This window comes from Arthrobacter sp. CC3, from assembly GCF_039907775.1.
In the GTDB taxonomy this organism is placed as follows: Bacteria; Actinomycetota; Actinomycetes; order Actinomycetales; family Micrococcaceae; genus Arthrobacter.
On the sequence record NZ_JARCCY010000012.1, the window covers coordinates 104608 to 124783 of the forward strand.

Genomic DNA, 20176 nt, shown 5'->3' on the forward strand with positions numbered 1-20176 from the left:
GGCTCCCCCGCCCAACAAACACCCGCTGCCGCCGGACCCGTACTCCCGGGTCCGGCGGCAGAGCCCTTCAGAAAGAACCGACATGCCGCTGGTAGCAGGAATCGACAGTTCCACGCAGTCATGCAAAGTGGTGATCCGGGATGCGCAGACCGGCACCCTCATCCGCCAAGGGCGCGCGGCCCACCCCGAAGGCACCGAGATCCACCCGGACCACTGGTGGACCGCCCTCCAGGAGGCCATCGCCCGGGCCGGCGGCCTCGATGACGTTGCCGCCGTCTCCGTTGGCGGCCAGCAGCATGGCATGGTGTGCCTGGATGATGCGGGGGCGGTGGTTCGCCCCGCCCTGCTGTGGAACGACACACGCTCCGCGGGAGATGCGGAACAGCTTATCGCAGCGGCCGGCGACGGCGACGCGGCGGCAGGCGCCGACGTCTGGGCGCAGGCGACGGGTACGGTCCCGGTGGCATCACTGACCATCACGAAACTCCGCTGGCTTGCCCGCAACGAACCGGACAACGCGCGCCGCGTTGCGGCCGTCTGCCTGCCGCACGACTGGCTGTCCTGGCGCCTGGCCGGCCACGGCCCTGGAAGCGGGCCGTCGTCGCTGCAGCTCCTGCGAACCGACCGATCGGACGCGTCCGGCACCGGATACTACTCCACCGCTTCGGGAACCTATCTCCCGGAAGTCCTCGAAAAGGCGCTGGGCCATCTTCCGGCGCTTCCCGCCGTCGTCGGCCCCTTGGAAGCCGCAGGCAGGACGCCGGCCGGCGCACTCATTGGCCCCGGCGCCGGCGACAATGCGGCGGCAGCCCTCGGCGTGGACGCCCGGCCGGGTGACGTTGTGGTGTCGCTGGGGACATCAGGAACGGTATTCGCCGTCTCGGAGACCCCGTCCGCCGATGCCACCGGACTCGTGGCAGGCTTCGCAGATGCCACGGGCAACTTCCTCCCGCTGGCCTGCACCCTGAACGCCACCCGGATCTTCGATGCCACGGCCGCGCTGCTGGGAGTAACCCTTGCCGGACTCACCGATCTGGCCCTCGCCGCCCCGGCCGGTTCCGGCGGCCTCACGCTCGTTCCGTACTTCGAAGGCGAGCGCACGCCCAACCTGCCCGACGCCACCGGATCCCTGCACGGGGCCACCCTGGCCAGCTACACCCGAGACAACCTGGCCCGGGCCGCGATCGAGGGCGTGGTCTGCTCCCTTGCGGACGGCCTGGCGGCCCTACAGACCCAGGGAGTGAAGGCCGGCCGGATCATCCTGGTGGGTGGCGGGGCGCAATCAGCGGCCGTGCAGCAGATTGCTGCGTCCGTTTTCGGACTCCCCGTGGTGGTGCCCGAACCAGGGGAATACGTGGCCGACGGCGCCGCCCGCCAAGCGGCAGCCGTCCTGACGGGTCAATGGCCGCAGTGGGGTTCCGGCGGCACCGAAGTAGAGGCAGCCGACGGCGGTGCACCGGAGGTCCTTGCACAGTACCGGCGGTACGCCAGCAACTATCTCGCCGGCTGACGCCTACCTCAGCGACTGATTGCGCGGACGGTCCAGCTGGCCTCGTGGGACTCCCCCGGGGCCAGCCGGACCACGTCGGTTCCGCTGTTGAAGGCGTCAGGCGGACACGTCATGGGTTCAACCGCGAGGCCCAGCCGGGACGGACCTGCGGGCTTGTCGGCCGTGTGGACCTGCAGCCACGGCCACGCAGAATCCCATTCCAGTTCGACGCCGGTGCCGGACGGGTCATAGGCCCGAACTGCCGCGAGGCCGTCCGCGTTGGGAATCAGGCCGGCAAAGGCATGGTCGATTTCGACCGCACCCAGGACCCGCTCGAACCGGAAGTCAAAGGCATGGCCTTCGACGCCGGCCATGCCCTCCGGCAGCAGCCGGTCGGCGGACACCTCCATGAATTTGGTGGCCGGGATCTGCACGGTCCACTCATCCAGCGGGGCCGGTCCGGCGAGGAGGTACGGATGCGGGCACACACCATAGGGCGCGGCGTCCGGGCCAACATTCTCGGCGCGCACCGTGCTGCGCAGCCCGTCAGCCCGGAGTTCGTATTCGACAGAGATGTCAAGGCGCCCCGGATACCCCTTTCCCGGTTCAACACGGGTACCGAGGCGGACAGAGGACGCGGTGTGCTCCTGGAGTTCCCACAGCGCGCCAAACACCAGGCCGTGCAGTGCAGTCCCCCGGGCTTCCTCGTTGACCGCGGAACGGAACTCCTTGCCGTCGAAGCTGTACCGGCCATCAGCCAGCCGGTTGGGCCACGGGGCGCAGATGACGCCGCGGTAGTCAGGAATCTCCCCCTCGGCCCCGAAGCCGATGACCAGATCGCGGCCTTCGTGCTGCAGTTCCCGGAGTGCTCCTCCACGGGCCGTCGCGATTGCGGTGTAGGGGCCGAAACTGATCTCATGCTCGGTGGGGGTCATAGGTGTCCATTTACTGCCGGAGACGGTGTGTTAGCGCTCACTATTCTAATACACCGCCTGTCGGACAGGGCAAGGATGATGTGACCGTCCGCCAGTAGAGTTGCCACCATGGCGAACGAAGAACTGATAGCCGGAATCCGCAGCCGGCTGCGGGACTCGGCAGACCCGGTGCGGGCAGCCGGAAGCCAGGCCTACATGAAGTCGGACATGCCGTCGCTTGGAGTCAGGGTTCCCGAGGTGCGGAAGATCACCCATGGCGCCGCCGCGCAGTGGCCCTGCAGTTCAATCCAGGACCTGAGCAATACAGTCCTGGTGCTCTGGCGTTCGGCCGCATTCCGGGAAGAGCGGTATGCCGCCATTGACCTGACGGGTTCGCGGCTGGCCGTCGGCCGGCTGGAACTGCTGCCGGTATACGAAGAGATTATCCGGACCGGGGCGTGGTGGGATCTGGTGGACGGGGTGGCGCACCGGATGTGCGCCCTGCTGCAGGCACACCCTCCGGAGCTCGACCGGATCCTCCGCGCCTGGAGCAAGGACCCCGATATGTGGATCCGCAGATCCGCCATCATTGCCCAGCTCTCGGCAAAGGCCGCCACCGACCCGGAGCTGCTCGCCTCGGTCATCGAGGCCAATCTGTCCGACCCGGAGTTTTTCATCCGGAAGGCCATTGGTTGGGCCTTACGCGAGTACGCGAAGACCGATCCGGCCTGGGTCCGGGAGTTCGTTGACCGCCACGGCACGGAGCTCAGCCCGCTCTCCCGCCGCGAGGCCCTTAAGAACCTCCCGGCCGGATGACTCCCGGCCGTGTGACTCCCGGCCCTGCGGCCGCTTCAGATGACCGGGCGGGTGGTAACCGGCTCATCCGGCTTGCTGAACAGCTGCTTCGTTTTGGGATCCAGGAAGATCAGGTACAGCGCGAACAGCAGCGCGATGATGGCCGCGGCGTTGCGTGCCAGTGCCAGCGGAAGGCCCAGGTCCTCCGTCTGCAGGTAGGGGAAGACCTCGAGCTGGTCTGAGATGGCGTAGACCATAAAGAAGGACACGATGAAGTAAAGGGCTTTCACCTGCCAGTCGTCCCGGATGCCGGTGACGGCGAACAGCGGGATGAGCCACACAACGTACCAGGACTGGATCATGGGAGCGAGCAGGACCACGGCCGCGAACCCCAGGGTGAGCCGGCGCATCAGGCGGTCGTGGTCGCCGCGGAAGATCTGCCAGGCGACAATTCCGACGGCCAGCAGTTTGCCGGCGTCGTAAACCCACTTGGCCAGTCCCCAGCCGTCCAGCCCGAAGGCGTTCGAAATGGATGCCACCACAAGCCCCAGCAGGCCCACCGGCGCGTACCAGATCCAGATGCTGCCCGGCGCGGAGAGTCCGTTCACCCAGCCGAAGCCAAAGCCGTTAACCAGGCTCATGGCGTACAGCATCGCCAGGCTGATGCCGGCAGTGAGTCCCCAGAAAACGAACTTCCGCGGCCAGCCGGCGTTCTTTCCCGCCCATAGGAGTCCGATAAACGGCAGGAACACGATGGTGATCGGCTTGACGGAGATCGACAGCGTCACGAGGACGAGCCCGAACACCACGCGTTTGGTGGCGCAGTAATAAAGTCCGGCCAGCGCCAGGCCGATCATGAGCGCGTCGTTGTGGACGCTGGCGATGAAGTTGGTCAGGAACAGCGGATTGGCTGCGGTGAGCCACAGCGCGCGGTGCGGATTCACGCCGTGCAGCTCCGCCAGTTTGGGAACGTACACAATGCACAGCACTACGCCCACCAGGGCGGCAACACGGAAGAGCATGATGCTCGCCTCGGGCTGCACGTTGGTGGACCACACCACCAGTTGTTCGATCCACAGGAACAACTGCCCGTAGGGAACGGGCGCCTCGGTCCACATCTTGTCGGCCCCGAGTTGGAAATAGTTGGAGAGTGCCGAAATCCCGTTTTCGTAGGGATTGAAGCCTTCAACCATCAGCCGGCCCTGGCCGATGTAGGCGTAGACGTCACGGCTGAAGAGCGGGACCGAGAACATCATGGGAAGCCCCCATAGGGCCACAGCCTGCAGGGTGGCCTTCCGGGCACCCGCGCCCCAGACGCGGACACGCTGGCCAAGGCGAAGCCAGGCCCGCACCAGGAGCATGCCGCCGACGGCCAGCAGCACGATGGACAGTGCCACCCCTACCGCTTCAGTGCGCATCCAGATGAACAGCGGCAGCCGGCGAAGTTCAGAGACGGGCGCAAGCCAGCCGACGCCCAGCGAGCCGATGGCCATGAACATCGAGCCGGCGAACCCCGAGAGGAGCGGCGAGAGGGCGTTGTCCACTTCAGCCTCAGCCGGCTCCGGTGACGTACCGGCAGCCACTCTTCCCGCCGCAGGCACAGGCGCCGTCATCTCAGGATCGTCCAATCTGTTGTGGGGCATTGTTCACCCGCTAGCAGCCGGTCACGCCGGCGGGGGTGGGGCCGCGGCAGCGAAAAACAGCGCACCGCCACGTATCGAAATCCTAGCACCGGACAGCTCCGTGGCAGCGGAACGGTAGGCTGGTCGGGTGCCTATTACTAACGAACGCATTGTCTGGATCGACTGCGAGATGACCGGCCTGGACATCAAGAATGACGCCCTAATCGAGGTGGCCGCACTGGTGACGGACTCCGAACTCAACATCCTGGGTGACGGCGTCGACGTCGTCATCCGGCCGGACGACGCCGCGCTGGCCCAGATGAACGATTTCGTCCGCGACATGCACACCCGATCCGGGCTTCTCGAAGAGCTTCCGCACGGAAAGACGATGGCAGAGGCCGAAGCCGTGATCATGGAATACATCGCCAAGTGGGTTCCGGATCCACGCAAGGCTCCGCTGGGCGGCAACTCCGTGGGCACGGACCGCGTCTTCCTTGCCCGGGACATGCCGGCGGTGGTGGAGCACCTGCACTACCGGGTCATTGACGTCAGCACCATCAAGGAACTGTCGCGGCGCTGGTTCGCGCGGGCCTACTTCCAGGCTCCGGCCAAGCACGGCGGGCACCGCGCCCTCGGCGACATCAAGGATTCCATCGATGAACTGCGCTACTACCGGGAGGCAGTCTTCGTCCCGGCGCCGGGACCGGACAGTGCCACCGCCCAGCGCATTTCGAAGTCCGTCATGGCCTCCGCCGAGTCCCTTGCAGCGGCGACGGAAAAGTAATCTGCGCCACGTTTGAAGGAAATTTTCCCAAAACCGGCAAAAGTGGCAAAAACAGCCCCGCGGAGCAGGTAAGCTATATGACGTTGCCTTCCAAGACAGCCGGTAACCCGGACGGTCTCGCGGGGCACATGGTGGGCTTAGCTCAGTTGGCAGAGCGCCTGGTTGTGGTCCAGGAGGTCGCGGGTTCAACCCCCGTAGCTCACCCTCATGAAGGGCAGGATTTTCGCCCTTACCTAAAGGCCGCACCGGTTATCCGGTGCGGCCTTTACTTGTTTCCGCACTGCCTCAAAGGAACCACCTGACATGACCGTTCTGCCGATCACCATCTGGGGCGAGCCGGTTCTCCACCGCCGGGCCGCCGAAGTGGAAGTCTTCGACGACGAACTCCGCACCCTTATCGCCGACATGTTCGAAACGAACGACGCCGCCAACGGCGTGGGGCTCGCCGCCCCCCAGGTGGGCGTTGGCAAGCGCATCTTTGTGTACAAGTTCGCGAACGACGACGGCGTGCCCCCTGCCGGCGCCGTGGTGAACCCGGTCCTGACGCTGTCCAAGGTTTCCGGCGCCCTCCCGGACCCCGATGAGGAAGTGGAGGGCTGCCTGTCCTTCCCCGGCGGCCAGTACCCGCTCAAGCGTGCGGAGTGGGCTCGGGTGCAGGGCTTCGACGGTGACGGGAATCCGGTGGACTTCGAGGCCACGGACTGGTTCGCCCGGATCATCCAGCATGAATACGACCACTTGGACGGCAAGCTCTACGTGAACCGGCTGATGGACCGCTACGCCCGCAAAGCCATGAAGCAGGCCAAGCGGAGCGGCTGGGGCGTTCCCGGCCTGACGTGGATGCCCGGCGTCGACCCCGACCCGTTCGGGCACTGATTTTAATCGGGCACTGATTTTTGATCGGGCACCGGATTTCGTCGGGCACCGGCTTTAATCGGGCACCGGGCGGCCGCCCGTAGCGGGCGTCCTATCGCGGAATGAGGGTCTGCTGCTGCGGGCACGAGGCCAGGACACGCTTCATGGCGTCTTTTTCGGCCTGGGTCACCCACAGCGCGTAGGCAGCTTTCACTGAGATCTGGCGGGCCACGTAGTGGCACCTGAAGGCCTTGTTTTTCGGAAGCCAGCCGGCTGCGTCCGAGGCGCTCTTTTCCTGGTTGGCGGGACCGTCTGCGGCCACGAGGTTCAGGGGATCGTTGGCGAGGTTTTGACGCTGTAGCGGCGTCAATTGCTGGGCGCCCTTCTGCCACGCGTCGCCCAGGGCCACGACGTGGTCAATCTGGACGGCTTTGCTGCTCTCCGCTCCCCTGGTGAAGGTCACCACCGCTCCGGTGTACGGCTCCTGGAATTCCCCGCGTGCCACACGACACCGGGAACCCTCGGTGAACTGTGCCCCGCCGAGGTCCCGCCGGAGGATGTCATTGCGGGTGTCGCAGCCGTTGCGGTCCACATCCAGCCAGGCCTGGCCGAATGCGGTGCGTTCGTAGTTGTCGTTGGCCGCCCGCCCTTTCACCTCGAGCGATTCCAGCGCATCGGCCGCACGGCCTTCCGGTACAGGCCGGACAGGCGGAACAGCTTTCATCCACGCCGGATCAAGCACAGGAGCGGTGCTGGGGCCCATGACGGAGGGCTCCGCCACAGCAAACTGGCCTGCCGTAAAGAACCAGCACACGGCTGAAACCAGGCCGGCGGCCAGCACTATCAGGACAGCCCAGGCCTGGCGGGAGCGGCGCCGTGCACGCCGGTAAGCCGCCCAGCTGATGGTCATGGTTGCAGAGCCCGATGTTGATTCCTACGCACCGGACGAGCTTAGGTGCGGCCACTGACAATACGGCCGATATCCACAGTGTGGAGGGGAAGTTACTGCTCTTTCATCACACGTTTCAGGTCCACGGTGGCGAGGTCCAGCAGCTCCTCAAGCTGTTTGATCCTGCTATCGGGAATCTCTCCCGCAGCATGCGCCACTCGCGCCTGTTCGAGGAGGCGGGTAGCTTCCTTGTGGTTCTGCCGCGCTACGTCGAGGGCGTGTTCGAGGGTGGTTTCATGTTCGAGAGTCGATTCGTGTTCCATGACACCATTTTGGGTCCGTTTCCCGGCCGATGCCAGAGCACCGGCCGGGAAACCTCAGACCCGGATCCCGCACGGACCGCTAGACCGCGATTGCTGCCAGCGCCGCAGCGGGTTCCTTGACGGGGAACGACGGCGGGTTGACACCGGCCATTTCCTCCATCACGCGGACCACCTGGCAGCTGTAGCCGAACTCGTTGTCGTACCAGACGTAGAGAACCAGGTTCTTGTCGTTGGAGATCGTGGCCAGGCCGTCAACAATGCCGGCACGCCGCGAACCGACGAAGTCCGTGGAGACGACCTCGGGGGAATCGATGTAGTCGATCTGCTTGCGCAGCTCGGAGTGCAGGGACATCTGCCGCAGGAAGTCGTTGACCTCGTCCTTGGTGGTGCCGTTCTCCAGGCTCAGGTTCAGAATGGCCAGGGAAACGTCCGGGGTCGGGACGCGGATGGAGCTGCCCGTGAGCTTGCCAAGGAGTTCGGGGAGCGCCTTGGCCACGGCCTTGGCGGCACCGGTTTCGGTGATCACCATGTTCAGCGCGGCGGAGCGGCCGCGGCGGTCGCCCTTGTGGAAGTTGTCGATCAGGTTCTGGTCGTTGGTGAACGAGTGGACCGTCTCGACGTGGCCGTGGACCACGCCGAACCTGTCGTTGATGGCCTTCAGGACCGGGGTGATGGCGTTGGTGGTGCAGGACGCCGCGGTGACGATCTTGTCCGAGTCCAGGATGGTGCCGTGGTTGATGCCGTGGACGATGTTCTTCAGCTCGCCCTTGCCGGGTGCCGTGAGCAGGACGCGGGAGACGCCCTTGCTCAGGAGGTGCTGGGACAGGCCTTCGGCGTCGCGCCAGCGTCCGGTGTTGTCCACCACGAGGGCGTCCTTGATGCCGTAGGCCGTGTAATCCACGGTGGAGGGGTTGTCCGAGTAGATGACCTGGACCTGGACACCGTTGGCCGTGATGGTGTTGTTCTCGGTATCCACCTTGATGGTGCCCTCGAACGATCCGTGAACGGAGTCGCGGCGCAGCAGGCTGGCGCGCTTGGCGAGGTCGTTGTCCGAGCCGCGGCGGACCACGATCGCGCGGAGACGGAGTCCGTGACCGCCACCGGCCTTTTCGATGAGGAGGCGCGCCAGCAGGCGGCCGATGCGGCCAAAGCCGTAGAGCACGACGTCGGTGCTGGTGCGGTCGTCGCCGCCACGCTTGCCCACGACGTCCGCGAGTTCAGCGCGCAGGAACTCCTCCAGGCTCGCACCGTTGGCCTCGGCCTTGAACTTCTGGTTCAGGCGGGCGATGTCGATGGCAGCAGCACCCAGATCCAGCCCGGCGAGGGCATCCAGCAACGGGGCCGTCTCTTCCAGGAGCAGCTCGTCCTTGCTCATCCGGCGCGCGAAACGGTGCGCCTTCAGGATGTTCATGGTGGACTTGTTGATCAGGCTGCGGCCGTGGATGGAAGTCACCACGTTGTTCTCGCGGTACAGCCGGCCGATCACCGGGATCATGGCCTCGGCAAGTGCCTCACGGCCCATCCACGTATCAAGACAAGAATCTGACGTCTGGCTCACAGAACTACCTTCCTTGGGTCAACCACATACGTCCTCGTATGCGGATGTCGGCCACCGGAGGTATTCCGGGGCACAGGCATCGGCGGGGATTCGGTCCACCCCGGACACCTTGGAGAATCGCAAAGAAAAACCGCCGGCTGCGAACGCAGACCCGGCGGCAGAACTTCTACGTTCGCTATCCATTCTAGGGCGGCGACGCCGCCAGTACTGCCCCGGAAAGCGTGAAGTCACTCACATGCCGGTGACGGCAGATGTGCCGCCAAAGCGGTGATGGATGGGTTGACCGATACGCCGGGTTCTGTGTTCCCGCGCCGTTGCCGGTGCGGGAGTAGCGGCCATCCATCTACGAACGCCGTTGCCGACGCCCTCCAGCGGCCTACCCGGACACTCGGGCGAGCAGCCCTCGAACGTGCCCTGTCTGGCCTTGCTCCGGGTGGGGTTTACCTAGCCTTCCCGGTCACCCGGGAAGCTGGTGGTCTCTTACACCACCGTTTCACCCTTACCTGCTTCATGCCGCTTTCAAACCGGCGCGACGCAGGCGGTCTATTCTCTGTGGCACTGGCCTGCGGGTTGCCCCGAGTGGGCGTTACCCACCACCCTGCTCTGCGGAGCCCGGACGTTCCTCGAGCCACTTGCGTGACGCGCGGCCGCCTGGTCAACCCATCCGCATTTCATTCTACGTGCTGCACCGGCGCCCGCCGTGCCCTACATCCTGCGGACCGCCCCGGAGGGACGTTTCGTCGCCAGGTGGGACAATTGGACCAAGTCAACTCATGCAAGAAAAGAGGGGATCCTGATGGACCCCACCAGTACGTACATCGCCATTGCCGTCGCAGTGCTGCTGCTCATCTTCCTGAAGATGTCCATCCGGATCGTGCGGCAGTATGAGCAGGGGGTGCTCTTCCGGCTTGGCAGGGTCATTGGCATTCGGCTCCCGGGCCTGCGGTTCATCATCCCGGTTGTCGACCGCCTTCCGTTGGTCAGCCTGCGGATCGTGACCATGCCGATCCAGTCGCAGGGCATCATCACCCAGGACAACGTGAGCGTCGACATTTCCGCCGTTGCCTACTACCGCGTGGTCGACGCCGTGAAATCCGTTGTGGCCATCGAGAACGTCGCGGCCGCAATCGACCAGATCGCGCAAACCACGTTGCGGAAGGTGGTCGGCAGGCACAGCCTGGACCAGACGCTGTCAGAGACCGAGCGCATCAACAGCGATATCCGGGAAATCCTCGATGCCCTGACGCTGGCCTGGGGTGTCGAGGTGACCCTGGTTGAACTGAAAGACATCCAACTGCCCGAGAGCATGAAGCGCGCAATGGCCCGCCAGGCCGAGGCCGAGCGGGAGAAGAGGGCAAAGATCATCGCCGCGGAAGGCGAGGCCATCGCGGCAGCGGCGCTCGGCGACGCGTCGGACACCATGATGGCGCATCCGCTGGCCCTGCAGCTGCGGAACCTGCAATCGCTGGTCGAAATCGCGGTGGACAAGAACTCGACGGTTGTCTTCCCGGCGCCGCTGATGAGTACCATCGGCGAACTGTCCGCGTTCCTTGCCCGGGAAAACCAGGCGGCGACGGCCGCCGCCAAACCGCCGATCAAGGCGGCCTGAGCCGCGGGCCGGTATGGGGGGCCTTCACGCCTATGATCGGCTTATGGAATTCCCGACGCTCAGACGCCGGCGGCTGCTGGAGCTCGGAGCCGGCGGTCTGACCGCCGCTGTGCTGGCGGGGTGTGCGCCGGTCAGTGACGGCCTGACGGCCTCGAGGGCGGTAGTGCGCAGTGGTTCCTTCACGTCGAGGTTCCGCCCGGATACGGGGACGAACTGGTCCGTGGCGATTCCGGGCGGCAGCGCCGGCAGCGACCAGCAGCCCCTGCCCGTGGCACTCTTCCTGCACGGTACGGGCGCGGACCACCGGATGGTTTTCGACGACCTGCAGGCTGACCGGGTCCTGGCACAGCACGTGGCCCGCGGCGGGCAGCCTTTTGCGATCGCGGCTGTGGATGGCGGCGAAAGCTGGTGGCACCGGCGCGCAACAGGAACGGACACGCAGTCCATGGTGGTGGAGGAATTCCTCCCTTTGCTGGAAAGCCAGGGGCTGGACACCGGCAGGACCGCCGTGTTCGGCCTGTCGATGGGCGGCTTCGGCGCCCTGCTCCTCGCCTCCCAGCACCGGCTGCCCGGCCTCCGTGCCGTCGCGGCGATGAGCCCGGCAGTGTGGAGCATGCACGACGCCGGGCGGGCGGACAACTTTGACGGCGCCGCAGACTTCGAGGCCAACGACATCTTCGCGCTCAGGCCGGAACTGGAAATGTTGCCCAAGAGGATCGACTGCGGCACCGCGGACAACCTGCTCTACAGCGTGAAGGACTATGTCAGCGGCCTGCCCGGGGAGCATGAAGGCGGGTTCCAGGACGGCGGCCACGACAGCGGCTACTGGCGCTCCATCCTGCCGGATGTCATCTCGTTCCTGGGGCGGAACCTGGCCTGACCACCGGCACAGCGCTCCGCCCACCCCGCGCTGGTAAGATCGTACGGTGCTGATTCTGCTGCCCCCGTCTGAAGGCAAGACCCCCGCTGTCCATGGTGAAGCCGTCGACTGGACCGCCCTGAGCTTTCCCGTGTTGAACACTTACCGGGCAAAGGTGCTCGAAGCACTGGGGGACGTCAGCGCCCACCGGGACGCCCTCGCGCTGCTGGGCGTCGGAGCTTCGCTCAGTGCCGACGTCGAACGCAACACCCGGCTGCACACGGAACCGGCGGCGCCCGCGCACCAGGTCTATTCCGGTGTCCTGTACGACGCACTTGGCTACCAGTCGCTGACGCCGGCGCAGCGCCGGAAGGCGGATGAATCGGTGCTGGTCATCTCCGCCCTCTGGGGCGCCATCCGCTTTGCTGACCGGGTGCCCGCCTACCGGCTGTCCATGGGTACGTCACTGCCCGACGTCGGCCGCCTGGCGTCATTCTGGAAGCCGCAGATTTCGGCGGCCCTGGCAGCCGCAAGCGAAGGGGAGCTTCTGGTGGACTGCCGCTCCAGCACTTATTCCGCGGCTTGGGCTCCCCCGCCGGCGCAGACCGTTGCCGTCAACGTGTTTACGGAGGTGAACGGCGTGCGCAAGGTGGTCAGCCACTTCGCCAAGCACACGCGCGGCGAGCTGGCCCGCCACCTGCTGAGACGCCGGGGTGCCGCCCCCCGGACCCCTGCTCAGCTGCTCAAGGCGGCCCGCGAAAAGTGGGAAGCCGAGCTGGTCGAGGGCACTTCACGCAAAGCGCACGCCCTCAACATCATTCTCGCTGCCTAGGCCCATTCGGCGGAGCGGACCAGGATGCAGCCGGAGTCCGGGCAAAACACGATGTCGTCCTCGGCCGCTGCCTTGATCTCGGCAAGGTCGCCTGGGCTCAGCTGCATCCCCGAACCTTCGGATTTCCCGTGGAACAACCGAGCCGCCCCGACTCCGCGCTTGGCGAGCGTCTTGTCGTAAATTGCCAGCAATCCGGCATCAAGGCCGGCGGCGAACTCCGCACGAGCGGCGCCCACTTCGGCGGCCTCGGCGGCAATCTCCGCCAGGGCGGCGTCCAGCTCAGCCCGGATCCCGCCGAAGGATCCCTGGACGTCATCCACGATCTTCTGCTGGGCCGCCTGGCGTTCACGGAGTCCCTCCAGCCGTTCCATGACCTCGAGCTCCACGTCTTCAAGGGCCGAGCGCCGCTTGTTGAGCGAGGCAATGTCGCTTTGCAGGGCAACCAGGTCCTTGGACAGGCCGGTGCCGCTGTTCAGTCGCGCTTCATCGCGTTCGATCCTGGACGCCACCTGCTCCACATCGGCTTCCGAGCGCTTGAGCTCGGTTTCAGCGTCGTGGACCGCCATTTTTGCGGCACCGAGTTCGCCGTTGGCCACGGACAGCGCAGCCTGCAGGTCGCTGATCCGGGGATCGTTTTCGAGGGTCCGGCGGCGGTTGGACAGCGATTTGAGCCTGGCGTCGAGTCCCTGCAGTTCGAGCAATTTCAACTGTTCTGCCGGTGCTGCCTTGGCCACTATTACCTCCGCTTGTTCCTACCGGCCATGGCCGGGCACCGGACCGGCGCAGTTTAGACTCTAGCGCCTAGCGTGCTCCCCTGCCTCGCTAAACCCGGCCGGGGCCCCGCACGCGAGGCTTAGCCCGGAGTCAGAATGAAGTCCCACGGATCACTGTTGGTGGTGCTGACCCGGATGTCGACGTCGTGGCCCTGGTCGCTGAGGACGTTTCCGAGTGCCTCAGCCGCGGCCGGCAGCCACAGCCACTCGCTGGCGAAGTGGGAAACGTCGATGAGGTACGGCCTGTCATTTACGGCATTCTCACGCGCCTCTGACGCCGGGTGGTGGCGGAGGTCCGCGGTCACGAAGAGGTCGGCGTTGCTCGCCCGGACCTCATTGAACAGGGAGTCCCCCGCGCCGCCGCACACGGCGACGCGCCGCACCAGGCCGTCCTTGTCCCCGGAGACCCTGACACCGCCGGCGACCGAGGGCAGGATGCCGTAGACGCGAGCTGCGAAGTCCCCGAGCGTCATGACGTCGTCAAGGTCCCCGACGCGGCCGATGCCTTCCTCCGGCAGGCCGTTCGTGGCGGGAGTCAGCGGCACAACATCATGGAGGCCAAGGGCGTCCGCAAGGACATCGGAGACGCCCCCGACCGCGGAGTCACCGTTGGTATGGACGGTCAGGAGCGCGGTTCCGGATTCGATCAGGCGGTGGACGGCTTTGCCTTTGGCAGTCGTGGCCGCAACGGAGGTAACGCCCTTGAGCAGAAGGGGGTGGTGCGTGATCAGCAGGTCAGCACCCCATTCGATGGCTTCTTCGATGACGTCAAGGGTGGGATCGACCGCGAACATGATCCTGCTGACGACTGCTGAGGGATGGCCTGCGACAAGACCCACCTCGTCCCACTCCTCGGCGAGTGATTCGGGCCAGAGTTCTTCGACGGCCAGCAGGATCTCGCCCAGTGCCGGGGCATCCGAGGGTTCGGCAGCGTCAGACTCAGCACCGGCCGGATCAGCAGCGGTACGGGCGTCTTCTGCAACGTCGGTGTTCACAGGTTCCATACCCTCATTTTTACCCTATCCGCCGTCTTCGCCCGCACGCGCAGCAGTCTCGTAAGGTGGTTGGGGAATCATCGGCGCGCTTCAACCATTGAAGAGGACATGAAAACTTTTGTGCTTGGCGGAGGCTGCTTCTGGTGCCTTGACGCCGTCTACCAGCAAACCAAGGGTGTTACGTCGGTCATTTCCGGCTATACCGGCGGCCACGACCGCCATCCGGACTACTACTCGGTCTGCTCAGGCACCACAGGCCACGCCGAGGTGGTGGCGGTGAGCTTTGATGAGGACGTGATCCCGGCCGAGGTCATCCTGGACATGTTCTTCGCCCTCCACGATCCCACCACGCTCAACCGCCAGGGATACGACGTCGGTACCCAGTACCGCTCGTCCATGTTTTACGAGACCACGGAGGAAAAGATCCTTTTCGAGGAGGCGATCGAACGGAACCAGGCGCTGTGGGCGCATCCGATCGTCACCGAGGTCAGCAGGCTGCCCGTATTCCATGTGGCCGAGGATTTCCACCAGAACTATTACGGCAAACATCCGGAACAGGGCTACTGCCAGGTGATCATCAACCCCAAACTGGCCAAGGCAAGGAAATATTACTCTGCATGGCTTAATGCTTAGCTAGGCTCCGGCCGCCCTCGTTAGGCTGACCTCAGTATTCGCTGTTCAGAGAACTCTTCAGAGATAGGCACAAATACATGGCACGGATCTACGACGACGTCACCCAGCTTGTCGGCGGCACTCCGCTGGTCAGGCTCAACCGGCTGACCGAGGGCCTCGACGCCCAGGTGGCGGTCAAGCTCGAGTTCTACAACCCGGCCAACAGCGTCAAGGACCGTATCGGCGTGGCCATTGTGGACGCAGCGGAGAAGTCCGGCGCCCTCAAGCCCGGCGGAACCATCGTCGAAGGAACCTCCGGCAACACGGGCATCGCCCTGGCCATGGTGGGTGCCGCCCGCGGCTACAAGGTCATCCTGACCATGCCCGAGACCATGTCCACCGAGCGCCGTGTCATGCTCCGCGCCTTCGGCGCGGAAATCGTGCTTACCCCGGGTTCCGAAGGCATGCGCGGCGCCGTGGAGAAGGCCCAGGAGATCGTGGCCAACACGGAGAACTCCATCTGGGCCCAGCAGTTCGCCAATGAAGCCAACCCGGAGATCCACCGCACCACCACCGCCGAGGAAATCTGGTCCGACACCGACGGCAAGGTGGACATCTTCGTCGCCGGCATCGGCACCGGCGGCACCGTCACCGGCGTCGGCCAGGTCCTGAAGGAACGCAAGCCCGACGTCCAGATCGTTGCCATCGAGCCGAAGGACTCCGCCATCCTGAACGGCGGCGCCCCCGGCCCGCACAAGATCCAGGGCATCGGCGCCAACTTCATTCCCGAAATCCTCGACACCAACGTCTACGACGAAGTCCTGGACGCCACCCTGGAGGACTCCGTCCGCGTTGCCCGCGACCTCGGCGTCAAGGAAGGCATCCTCGGCGGCATCTCCTCGGGTGCGATCGTCTGGGGAGCCCTCGAACTCGCCAAGCGCCCGGAGAATGCCGGTAAGCTCATCGTCGCGGTTGTCTGCGACTTCGGCGAGCGTTACATCTCCACCGTGCTCTATGACGACATCCGAGGCTAAGCCTTAGCCCGCCATTCACCGTTTCCTGTAGAAAGGTCTTTGTGAGCTTCTTCGCAAGACTTAAGGAAGACCTCGACGCCGCCCGGTCGCATGACCCGGCGGCTCGAGGCTCTTTTGAGAACTTTTTTGCCTACTCCGGCCTCCACGCGATCTGGGCGCACCGCCTGACGCACAAGCTCTGGCAGAACCCGTCGCTGCGCTTCCCGGCACGGCTGATTTCGCAGCTGGCACGGTTCCTGACCGGGATCGAGATCCACCCGGGCGCGACCATCGGCAAGCGCTTCTTCATCGACCACGGCATGGGCGTGGTCATCGGGGAGACGGCGGAGATCGGTGAGGACGTGATGATCTATCACGGCGTCACCCTGGGCGGACGCTCGCTGGCGAAGGTCAAGCGGCACCCAACCATCGGGGACCGCGTGACCATCGGCGCGGGCGCCAAGATCCTGGGCCCCATCACCATTGGCCGGGACAGCGCAGTGGGCGCCAACGCCGTGGTGGTGAAGGACGCCCCGCCGGAATCCATCATCACCGGTGTTCCTGCAACATGGCGCCACCGGGATGCCCAGCGCGAAACCAAACCGGCTGTGGACCCTGCCGAGTACTACATCGAGTACCGGATCTAGCGGCCCAGCCGCTGGTAGATAGTCCAGAACACTACGTCGAACGCGCGGTCCGGCAGGATCCTTCGCAGGGCCAGGATGGCGCGGGCGCCCTTGCCCACCGGGTAGCGCGTCTTCGGCCGGGCTGCCGTTGCGGCGTGGACAATGGCATCGGCGATGACAGCCGGGTGCGTTGACATGCTGGAACCTTCGGTGGAGGCCAGCGCCGCGGCGACGATTTTCGCCTGGTCCCGGTAAGGGCCATGCCCGGACGTTTCCAGCAGGCTCTCGCCCGAGATGCCTCCCCATTCAGTCTGCGTGCCCGCCGGTTCGATGATTGACACCTTGATGCCGTGCGGCTTGAGCTCCAGGCGCAAGGAGTCACTCAGGCCCTCGACGGCGAACTTCGTGGCGTGGTACCAGGCGCCGAGGGGCTCGTACATCTTGCCGCCGATGGAGGAAACATTGATGATCCTCCCTTGGGCGGCGGCCCGCATGACGGGCAGCACCAGCTGGGTCATGCGCGCCAGGCCGAAGACGTTGACGTCGAACTGCCGCCGGCCTTCAGCCAGTTCCACCTCTTCCAAGGACCCGTAGGACCCGTAGCCGGCGTTGTTCACGAGGACATCGATCCGGCCGTGCGCCTCGAGGATTCCGCCCACGGCCGCCGCCATGGACGCCTCGTCCGTGACATCCAGCGCCAGCACCTTCACCCCGTGGGCCTTCAGCGGCTCCATCTTCTCGACCCGGCGGGCGCCTGCGTACACAGTGAATCCGTGCTCACTCAGCTTCCTGGCGGCCTCGAAGCCGATGCCGGTGGACGCACCGGTAACAAACGCGACTGGCTGCGACATGGGCTGCACTCCTTGGAGACGACAATCATTGGACAGGCTGCGATGGGAAGCCGCTGCCACCGAGAGGGTAGTCCGCAAACGGCAACGGCCGGCACGTCCCAGAGTATCCGGGAAGCGCCGGCCGTTGCCGTCATAGCACGGTGTGGCTTGAAGCTAGTGGGTGTCCACTGCCTCGATTTCGGACTTGTCCTCGCCCCACAGGGTGTGGAACGTGCCCTCGGCGTCAACACGGCCGTAGGTGTGCGCACCGAAGAGGTCGCGCTGGCCCTGGATCACCGCGGCCGGCAGGCGCTTGCGGCGCAGGCCGTCGTAGTATGCCAGCGACGAGGAGAACACCGGCACCGGGATGCCCAGCTGAACAGCCGTGGCCACCACGCGGCGCCATGCCGGCAGGACCTCGGCGATGGCCTTGGTGAAGGCCGGTGCGAACAGCAGGTTGGCGGGCTTTTCCTCAGCGGCGTAGGCCTTGGTGATTTCCTTCAGCAGTTCCGCACGGATGATGCAGCCGCCGCGCCACAGGGAAGCGATCTCGTCCAGCTTCAGGTCCCAGCCGTATTCCTTCGCGGCCGAGGTCAGCATGTCCAGGCCCTGGGCGTAGGAAACCAGCTTGGAGGCGTACAGCGCCTGGCGCACGTCCTCGACGAACGTTTCCGGAACCTCGACGGCGATTTCTTCGCCGGCCAGGAGTTCCTGGGCCAGCTTGCGCTGCTCGGCCTGGGACGAGAGGGCGCGTGCGAACACGGATTCGGCGATGCCCGACGTCGGGGATCCCAGCTCGAGTGCGGAGATAACCGTCCAGCGGCCCGTGCCCTTCTGGCCTGCGGCGTCCACCACGACGTCGACGAACGGCTTGCCGGTGCGGGTGTCGACGTGGCCGAGGACCTCGGCGGAGATTTCGATCAGGAAGGAGGCGAGCTCGCCCTTGTTCCACTCAGCGAAGATCTTGGACTGCTCGGCCGGTTCGATGCCGGCACCCGAGCGGAGAAGGTCGAAGGCTTCACCGATGACCTGCATGTCGGCGTATTCGATGCCGTTGTGGACCATCTTGACGAAGTGGCCGGCGCCGTCGGTGCCGATCCAGGCGCAGCACGGCTGGCCGTCAACATTAGCGGCGATCTTTTCCAGCAGCGGTCCGAGGGCGTCGTAGGACTCCTTGGAACCGCCGGGCATGATGGACGGGCCGTTCAGGGCGCCTTCCTCACCGCCGGAAACACCGATGCCTACGAAGTGCAGGTCCTTCTTGGCCAGGGCCGCTTCGCGGCGGCGGGTGTCCTCGTAGTGCGAGTTGCCGGCGTCGATGATGATGTCGCCGGCTTCCAGCAGGGGTTCCAGCTGTTCGATCACGGAGTCGACCGGTTTGCCGGCCTTGACCATGATCAAAACGCGGCGGGGCTTTTCCAGCGAATCCACGAGCTCCTGGAGGGTCTCGGTACGCACGAAGTCGCCGTCGTGTCCGTGCTTTTCCAGCAGCGCGTCAGTCTTCTCAACAGACCTGTTGTGCAGGGCAACGGTGAAGCCGTTCCGGGCCAGGTTGCGGGCGAGGTTGGCCCCCATCACCGCAAGGCCGGTGACACCGATGTGTGCTGACATCAAAACTCCAATTCATTTCTGTGCAACGTGTGCATTCTGTTCCGCACTTCCTGCGGAACACGCTTCAAGAACTAGTGGCTGTCAATAAACCATATGTATTTCCGTCGACAACGGGAAAGTTGCGCCCACGTTTTGGAAGGTGGCGCGTCACAAAACAGTCTATGATGCCGCCAGCGTCATGCCGGGCGCAGATGCACGCCCGGGCCGGGACGGTGCCGCGCAGGACGGCGGCCCCAGCCAGATTATGCTTACGACTATGTCAACCAGCCTCCACCACCGCGCCATCGAAAACCTGGGCACCCGCATCGTGAGCGGCGCGCTGCCCACTGGCCACGTGATGCTGGCTGAACAGCTTGAGGACGAACTGAAAGTCTCGCGCTCCGTGGTCCGCGAAGCAGTCCGCGTCCTGCAGTCCCTCGGCCTGGTGGAAACCATCAAGCGCGTGGGAATCCGGGTGCTTCCGGCCCACCGCTGGAATCCGTTTGATCCGCTGGTCATCCGCTGGCGCCTGGCCGGTGACGGCCGCGGCGCCCAGCTCAGGTCCCTCGCGGAGCTGCGCTCCGCCGTCGAGCCCGTTGCCGCCGAACTGGCGGCCGCCAACGCCCCCCAGGAGATCCGGCAGGAACTGCTGGACGTCTCGCTGGCAATGCGCGACGCCGGCCAGGCCGGCAATGTGGCCGAATTCCTGGAGCTGGACATCAAATTCCACTCACTTCTCCTCACCGGATCCGGCAACGAAATGTTCGCCAACCTCGTCGGGCAGGTGGCGGAAACGCTGACCGGCCGTACGGTCCACGGACTCATGCCGGACCGCCCGCGGGAGACGGCCCTGCAATGGCACGTTGATGTGGCAGAGGCCATCGCCGCAGCGGACGCCGCCGGTGCCCGCGAGGCCTCCGGCAGGATCATGCGCGAGACGATCTCTGAGATGGAACCCGGCTGGCGGGACCAGCCCAGGGTTTTCATTCCGCTGCAGCAGGGCTGAACTCCAGGAGTACCTTGCCGGATTCGGCGGAGTTCCGGGCCATTTCGAAGGCTTCCAGGGCGTCCTCCAGCGGGTATTCGTGGGTGATGACCGGGTCGACAAACAGGGTGCCGTCGGCGAGGGCCGTGATGACGTCGTCGATCTCGTCGTTGAAGCGGAAGGAGCCCTTCAGTTCCAGTTCGCGGGTGATGGCGAGTGAGAT

At 65.3% G+C, this 20176-nt stretch carries 20 protein-coding genes, 1 tRNA gene, 1 other RNA gene and 1 pseudogene; 12 read left to right on the forward strand and 11 right to left on the reverse strand.

Annotation, left to right across the window (positions count from 1 at the left end; translation table 11 throughout):
* Positions 1 to 82: 82 nt before the first annotated feature.
* Positions 83 to 1510, forward strand: a complete 1428-nt coding sequence (gene xylB / locus PV761_RS09640; protein WP_347896228.1) for a xylulokinase — start codon at positions 83 to 85, stop codon at positions 1508 to 1510.
* An 8-nt stretch (positions 1511 to 1518) separates the two neighbouring features.
* Here xylB and PV761_RS09645 read toward each other — a convergent pair whose 3' ends face one another.
* Positions 1519 to 2424, reverse strand: a complete 906-nt coding sequence (locus PV761_RS09645) for an aldose 1-epimerase family protein (protein WP_347896230.1) — start codon at positions 2422 to 2424, stop codon at positions 1519 to 1521.
* 108 nt (positions 2425 to 2532) lie between these two features.
* Between PV761_RS09645 and PV761_RS09650 the strand changes: the two genes are divergently transcribed.
* Positions 2533 to 3219, forward strand: a complete 687-nt coding sequence (locus tag PV761_RS09650; RefSeq protein WP_347896232.1) for a DNA alkylation repair protein — start codon at positions 2533 to 2535, stop codon at positions 3217 to 3219.
* Positions 3220 to 3254: 35 nt separating this feature from the next.
* On the opposite strand, the gene mptB is transcribed toward PV761_RS09650, so the two are convergent.
* Positions 3255 to 4811, reverse strand: a complete 1557-nt coding sequence (gene mptB / locus PV761_RS09655) for a polyprenol phosphomannose-dependent alpha 1,6 mannosyltransferase MptB (RefSeq protein WP_347896234.1) — start codon at positions 4809 to 4811, stop codon at positions 3255 to 3257.
* Positions 4812 to 4968: 157 nt separating this feature from the next.
* On the opposite strand from mptB, the gene orn reads away from it, so the two are divergent.
* The 3 genes from orn (at position 4969) to def (ending at position 6480) form a co-directional block, all read left to right on the forward strand.
* The gene (gene orn / locus PV761_RS09660) at positions 4969 to 5604 is read left to right on the forward strand and encodes an oligoribonuclease (protein WP_081818762.1); all 636 of its coding nucleotides are present in this window, start codon (positions 4969 to 4971) and stop codon (positions 5602 to 5604) included.
* A gap of 131 nt (positions 5605 to 5735) precedes the next feature.
* Positions 5736 to 5808, forward strand: a tRNA-His gene (locus PV761_RS09665).
* Positions 5809 to 5907: 99 nt separating this feature from the next.
* A complete protein-coding gene (def, locus tag PV761_RS09670) occupies positions 5908 to 6480 on the forward strand; it encodes a peptide deformylase (protein WP_028268961.1) in 573 nt (190 codons plus the stop codon).
* A gap of 91 nt (positions 6481 to 6571) precedes the next feature.
* On the opposite strand, the gene PV761_RS09675 is transcribed toward def, so the two are convergent.
* The 4 genes from PV761_RS09675 to rnpB form a co-directional block, all read right to left on the reverse strand.
* A complete protein-coding gene (locus PV761_RS09675) occupies positions 6572 to 7369 on the reverse strand; it encodes an HNH endonuclease family protein (RefSeq protein WP_347896236.1) in 798 nt (265 codons plus the stop codon).
* Between the two features lie 92 nt (positions 7370 to 7461).
* On the reverse strand, positions 7462 to 7671 hold the full coding sequence (locus tag PV761_RS09680) for a hypothetical protein (RefSeq protein ID WP_028268959.1): 210 nt from the start codon (positions 7669 to 7671) through the stop codon (positions 7462 to 7464).
* 79 nt (positions 7672 to 7750) lie between these two features.
* Positions 7751 to 9229, reverse strand: a complete 1479-nt coding sequence (locus PV761_RS09685; RefSeq protein ID WP_081818761.1) for a glyceraldehyde-3-phosphate dehydrogenase — start codon at positions 9227 to 9229, stop codon at positions 7751 to 7753.
* Positions 9230 to 9500: 271 nt separating this feature from the next.
* An RNA gene (rnpB, locus tag PV761_RS09690) (RNase P RNA component class A) lies at positions 9501 to 9892 on the reverse strand.
* A 133-nt stretch (positions 9893 to 10025) separates the two neighbouring features.
* Here rnpB and PV761_RS09695 point away from each other — a divergent pair.
* The 3 genes from PV761_RS09695 to PV761_RS09705 are packed head-to-tail and all read left to right on the forward strand — an operon-like array spanning position 10026 to position 12529.
* A complete protein-coding gene (locus PV761_RS09695; RefSeq protein ID WP_347896239.1) occupies positions 10026 to 10838 on the forward strand; it encodes a slipin family protein in 813 nt (270 codons plus the stop codon).
* A gap of 43 nt (positions 10839 to 10881) precedes the next feature.
* Complete coding sequence (locus tag PV761_RS09700; RefSeq protein ID WP_347896241.1) at positions 10882 to 11718, forward strand: alpha/beta hydrolase-fold protein; 837 nt, start codon at positions 10882 to 10884, stop codon at positions 11716 to 11718.
* A gap of 46 nt (positions 11719 to 11764) precedes the next feature.
* Positions 11765 to 12529 carry a peroxide stress protein YaaA gene (locus PV761_RS09705; RefSeq protein WP_347896243.1) on the forward strand — a complete coding sequence of 255 codons (765 nt, stop codon included), beginning with the start codon at positions 11765 to 11767 and terminating at the stop codon, positions 12527 to 12529.
* On the opposite strand, the gene PV761_RS09710 is transcribed toward PV761_RS09705, so the two are convergent.
* Both PV761_RS09710 and PV761_RS09715 read right to left on the reverse strand, forming a co-directional pair.
* Positions 12526 to 13263: a C4-type zinc ribbon domain-containing protein gene (locus PV761_RS09710; protein ID WP_028268954.1), complete on the reverse strand. Its 738-nt coding sequence runs from the start codon at positions 13261 to 13263 to the stop codon at positions 12526 to 12528. The two genes, PV761_RS09705 and PV761_RS09710, sit on opposite strands and share 4 nt — an antisense overlap.
* 119 nt (positions 13264 to 13382) lie before the next feature.
* On the reverse strand, positions 13383 to 14306 hold the full coding sequence (locus tag PV761_RS09715; protein WP_347896245.1) for a Nif3-like dinuclear metal center hexameric protein: 924 nt from the start codon (positions 14304 to 14306) through the stop codon (positions 13383 to 13385).
* A gap of 99 nt (positions 14307 to 14405) precedes the next feature.
* Here PV761_RS09715 and msrA point away from each other — a divergent pair, with 99 nt between their 5' ends.
* The 3 genes from msrA (at position 14406) to epsC (ending at position 16569) form a co-directional block, all read left to right on the forward strand.
* Positions 14406 to 14930, forward strand: a complete 525-nt coding sequence (gene msrA / locus PV761_RS09720; protein ID WP_028268952.1) for a peptide-methionine (S)-S-oxide reductase MsrA — start codon at positions 14406 to 14408, stop codon at positions 14928 to 14930.
* A gap of 77 nt (positions 14931 to 15007) precedes the next feature.
* Complete coding sequence (gene cysK / locus PV761_RS09725) at positions 15008 to 15943, forward strand: cysteine synthase A (protein ID WP_011692288.1); 936 nt, start codon at positions 15008 to 15010, stop codon at positions 15941 to 15943.
* A 41-nt stretch (positions 15944 to 15984) separates the two neighbouring features.
* Positions 15985 to 16569 carry a serine O-acetyltransferase EpsC gene (epsC, locus tag PV761_RS09730; protein ID WP_011692289.1) on the forward strand — a complete coding sequence of 195 codons (585 nt, stop codon included), beginning with the start codon at positions 15985 to 15987 and terminating at the stop codon, positions 16567 to 16569.
* On the opposite strand, the gene PV761_RS09735 is transcribed toward epsC, so the two are convergent.
* Both PV761_RS09735 and gndA read right to left on the reverse strand, forming a co-directional pair.
* Positions 16566 to 17399, reverse strand: a complete 834-nt coding sequence (locus PV761_RS09735) for an oxidoreductase (RefSeq protein ID WP_028268950.1) — start codon at positions 17397 to 17399, stop codon at positions 16566 to 16568. The two genes, epsC and PV761_RS09735, sit on opposite strands and share 4 nt — an antisense overlap.
* 153 nt (positions 17400 to 17552) lie before the next feature.
* Positions 17553 to 18989 carry an NADP-dependent phosphogluconate dehydrogenase gene (gene gndA / locus PV761_RS09740; RefSeq protein ID WP_028268949.1) on the reverse strand — a complete coding sequence of 479 codons (1437 nt, stop codon included), beginning with the start codon at positions 18987 to 18989 and terminating at the stop codon, positions 17553 to 17555.
* A 256-nt stretch (positions 18990 to 19245) separates the two neighbouring features.
* On the opposite strand from gndA, the gene PV761_RS09745 reads away from it, so the two are divergent.
* Positions 19246 to 19974, forward strand: a complete 729-nt coding sequence (locus tag PV761_RS09745) for an FCD domain-containing protein (RefSeq protein ID WP_028268948.1) — start codon at positions 19246 to 19248, stop codon at positions 19972 to 19974.
* Here PV761_RS09745 and PV761_RS09750 read toward each other — a convergent pair.
* Positions 19952 to 20176: pseudogene (locus tag PV761_RS09750) on the reverse strand (L-idonate 5-dehydrogenase); the annotation flags it as partial. The gene PV761_RS09745 and the pseudogene PV761_RS09750 overlap by 23 nt on opposite strands.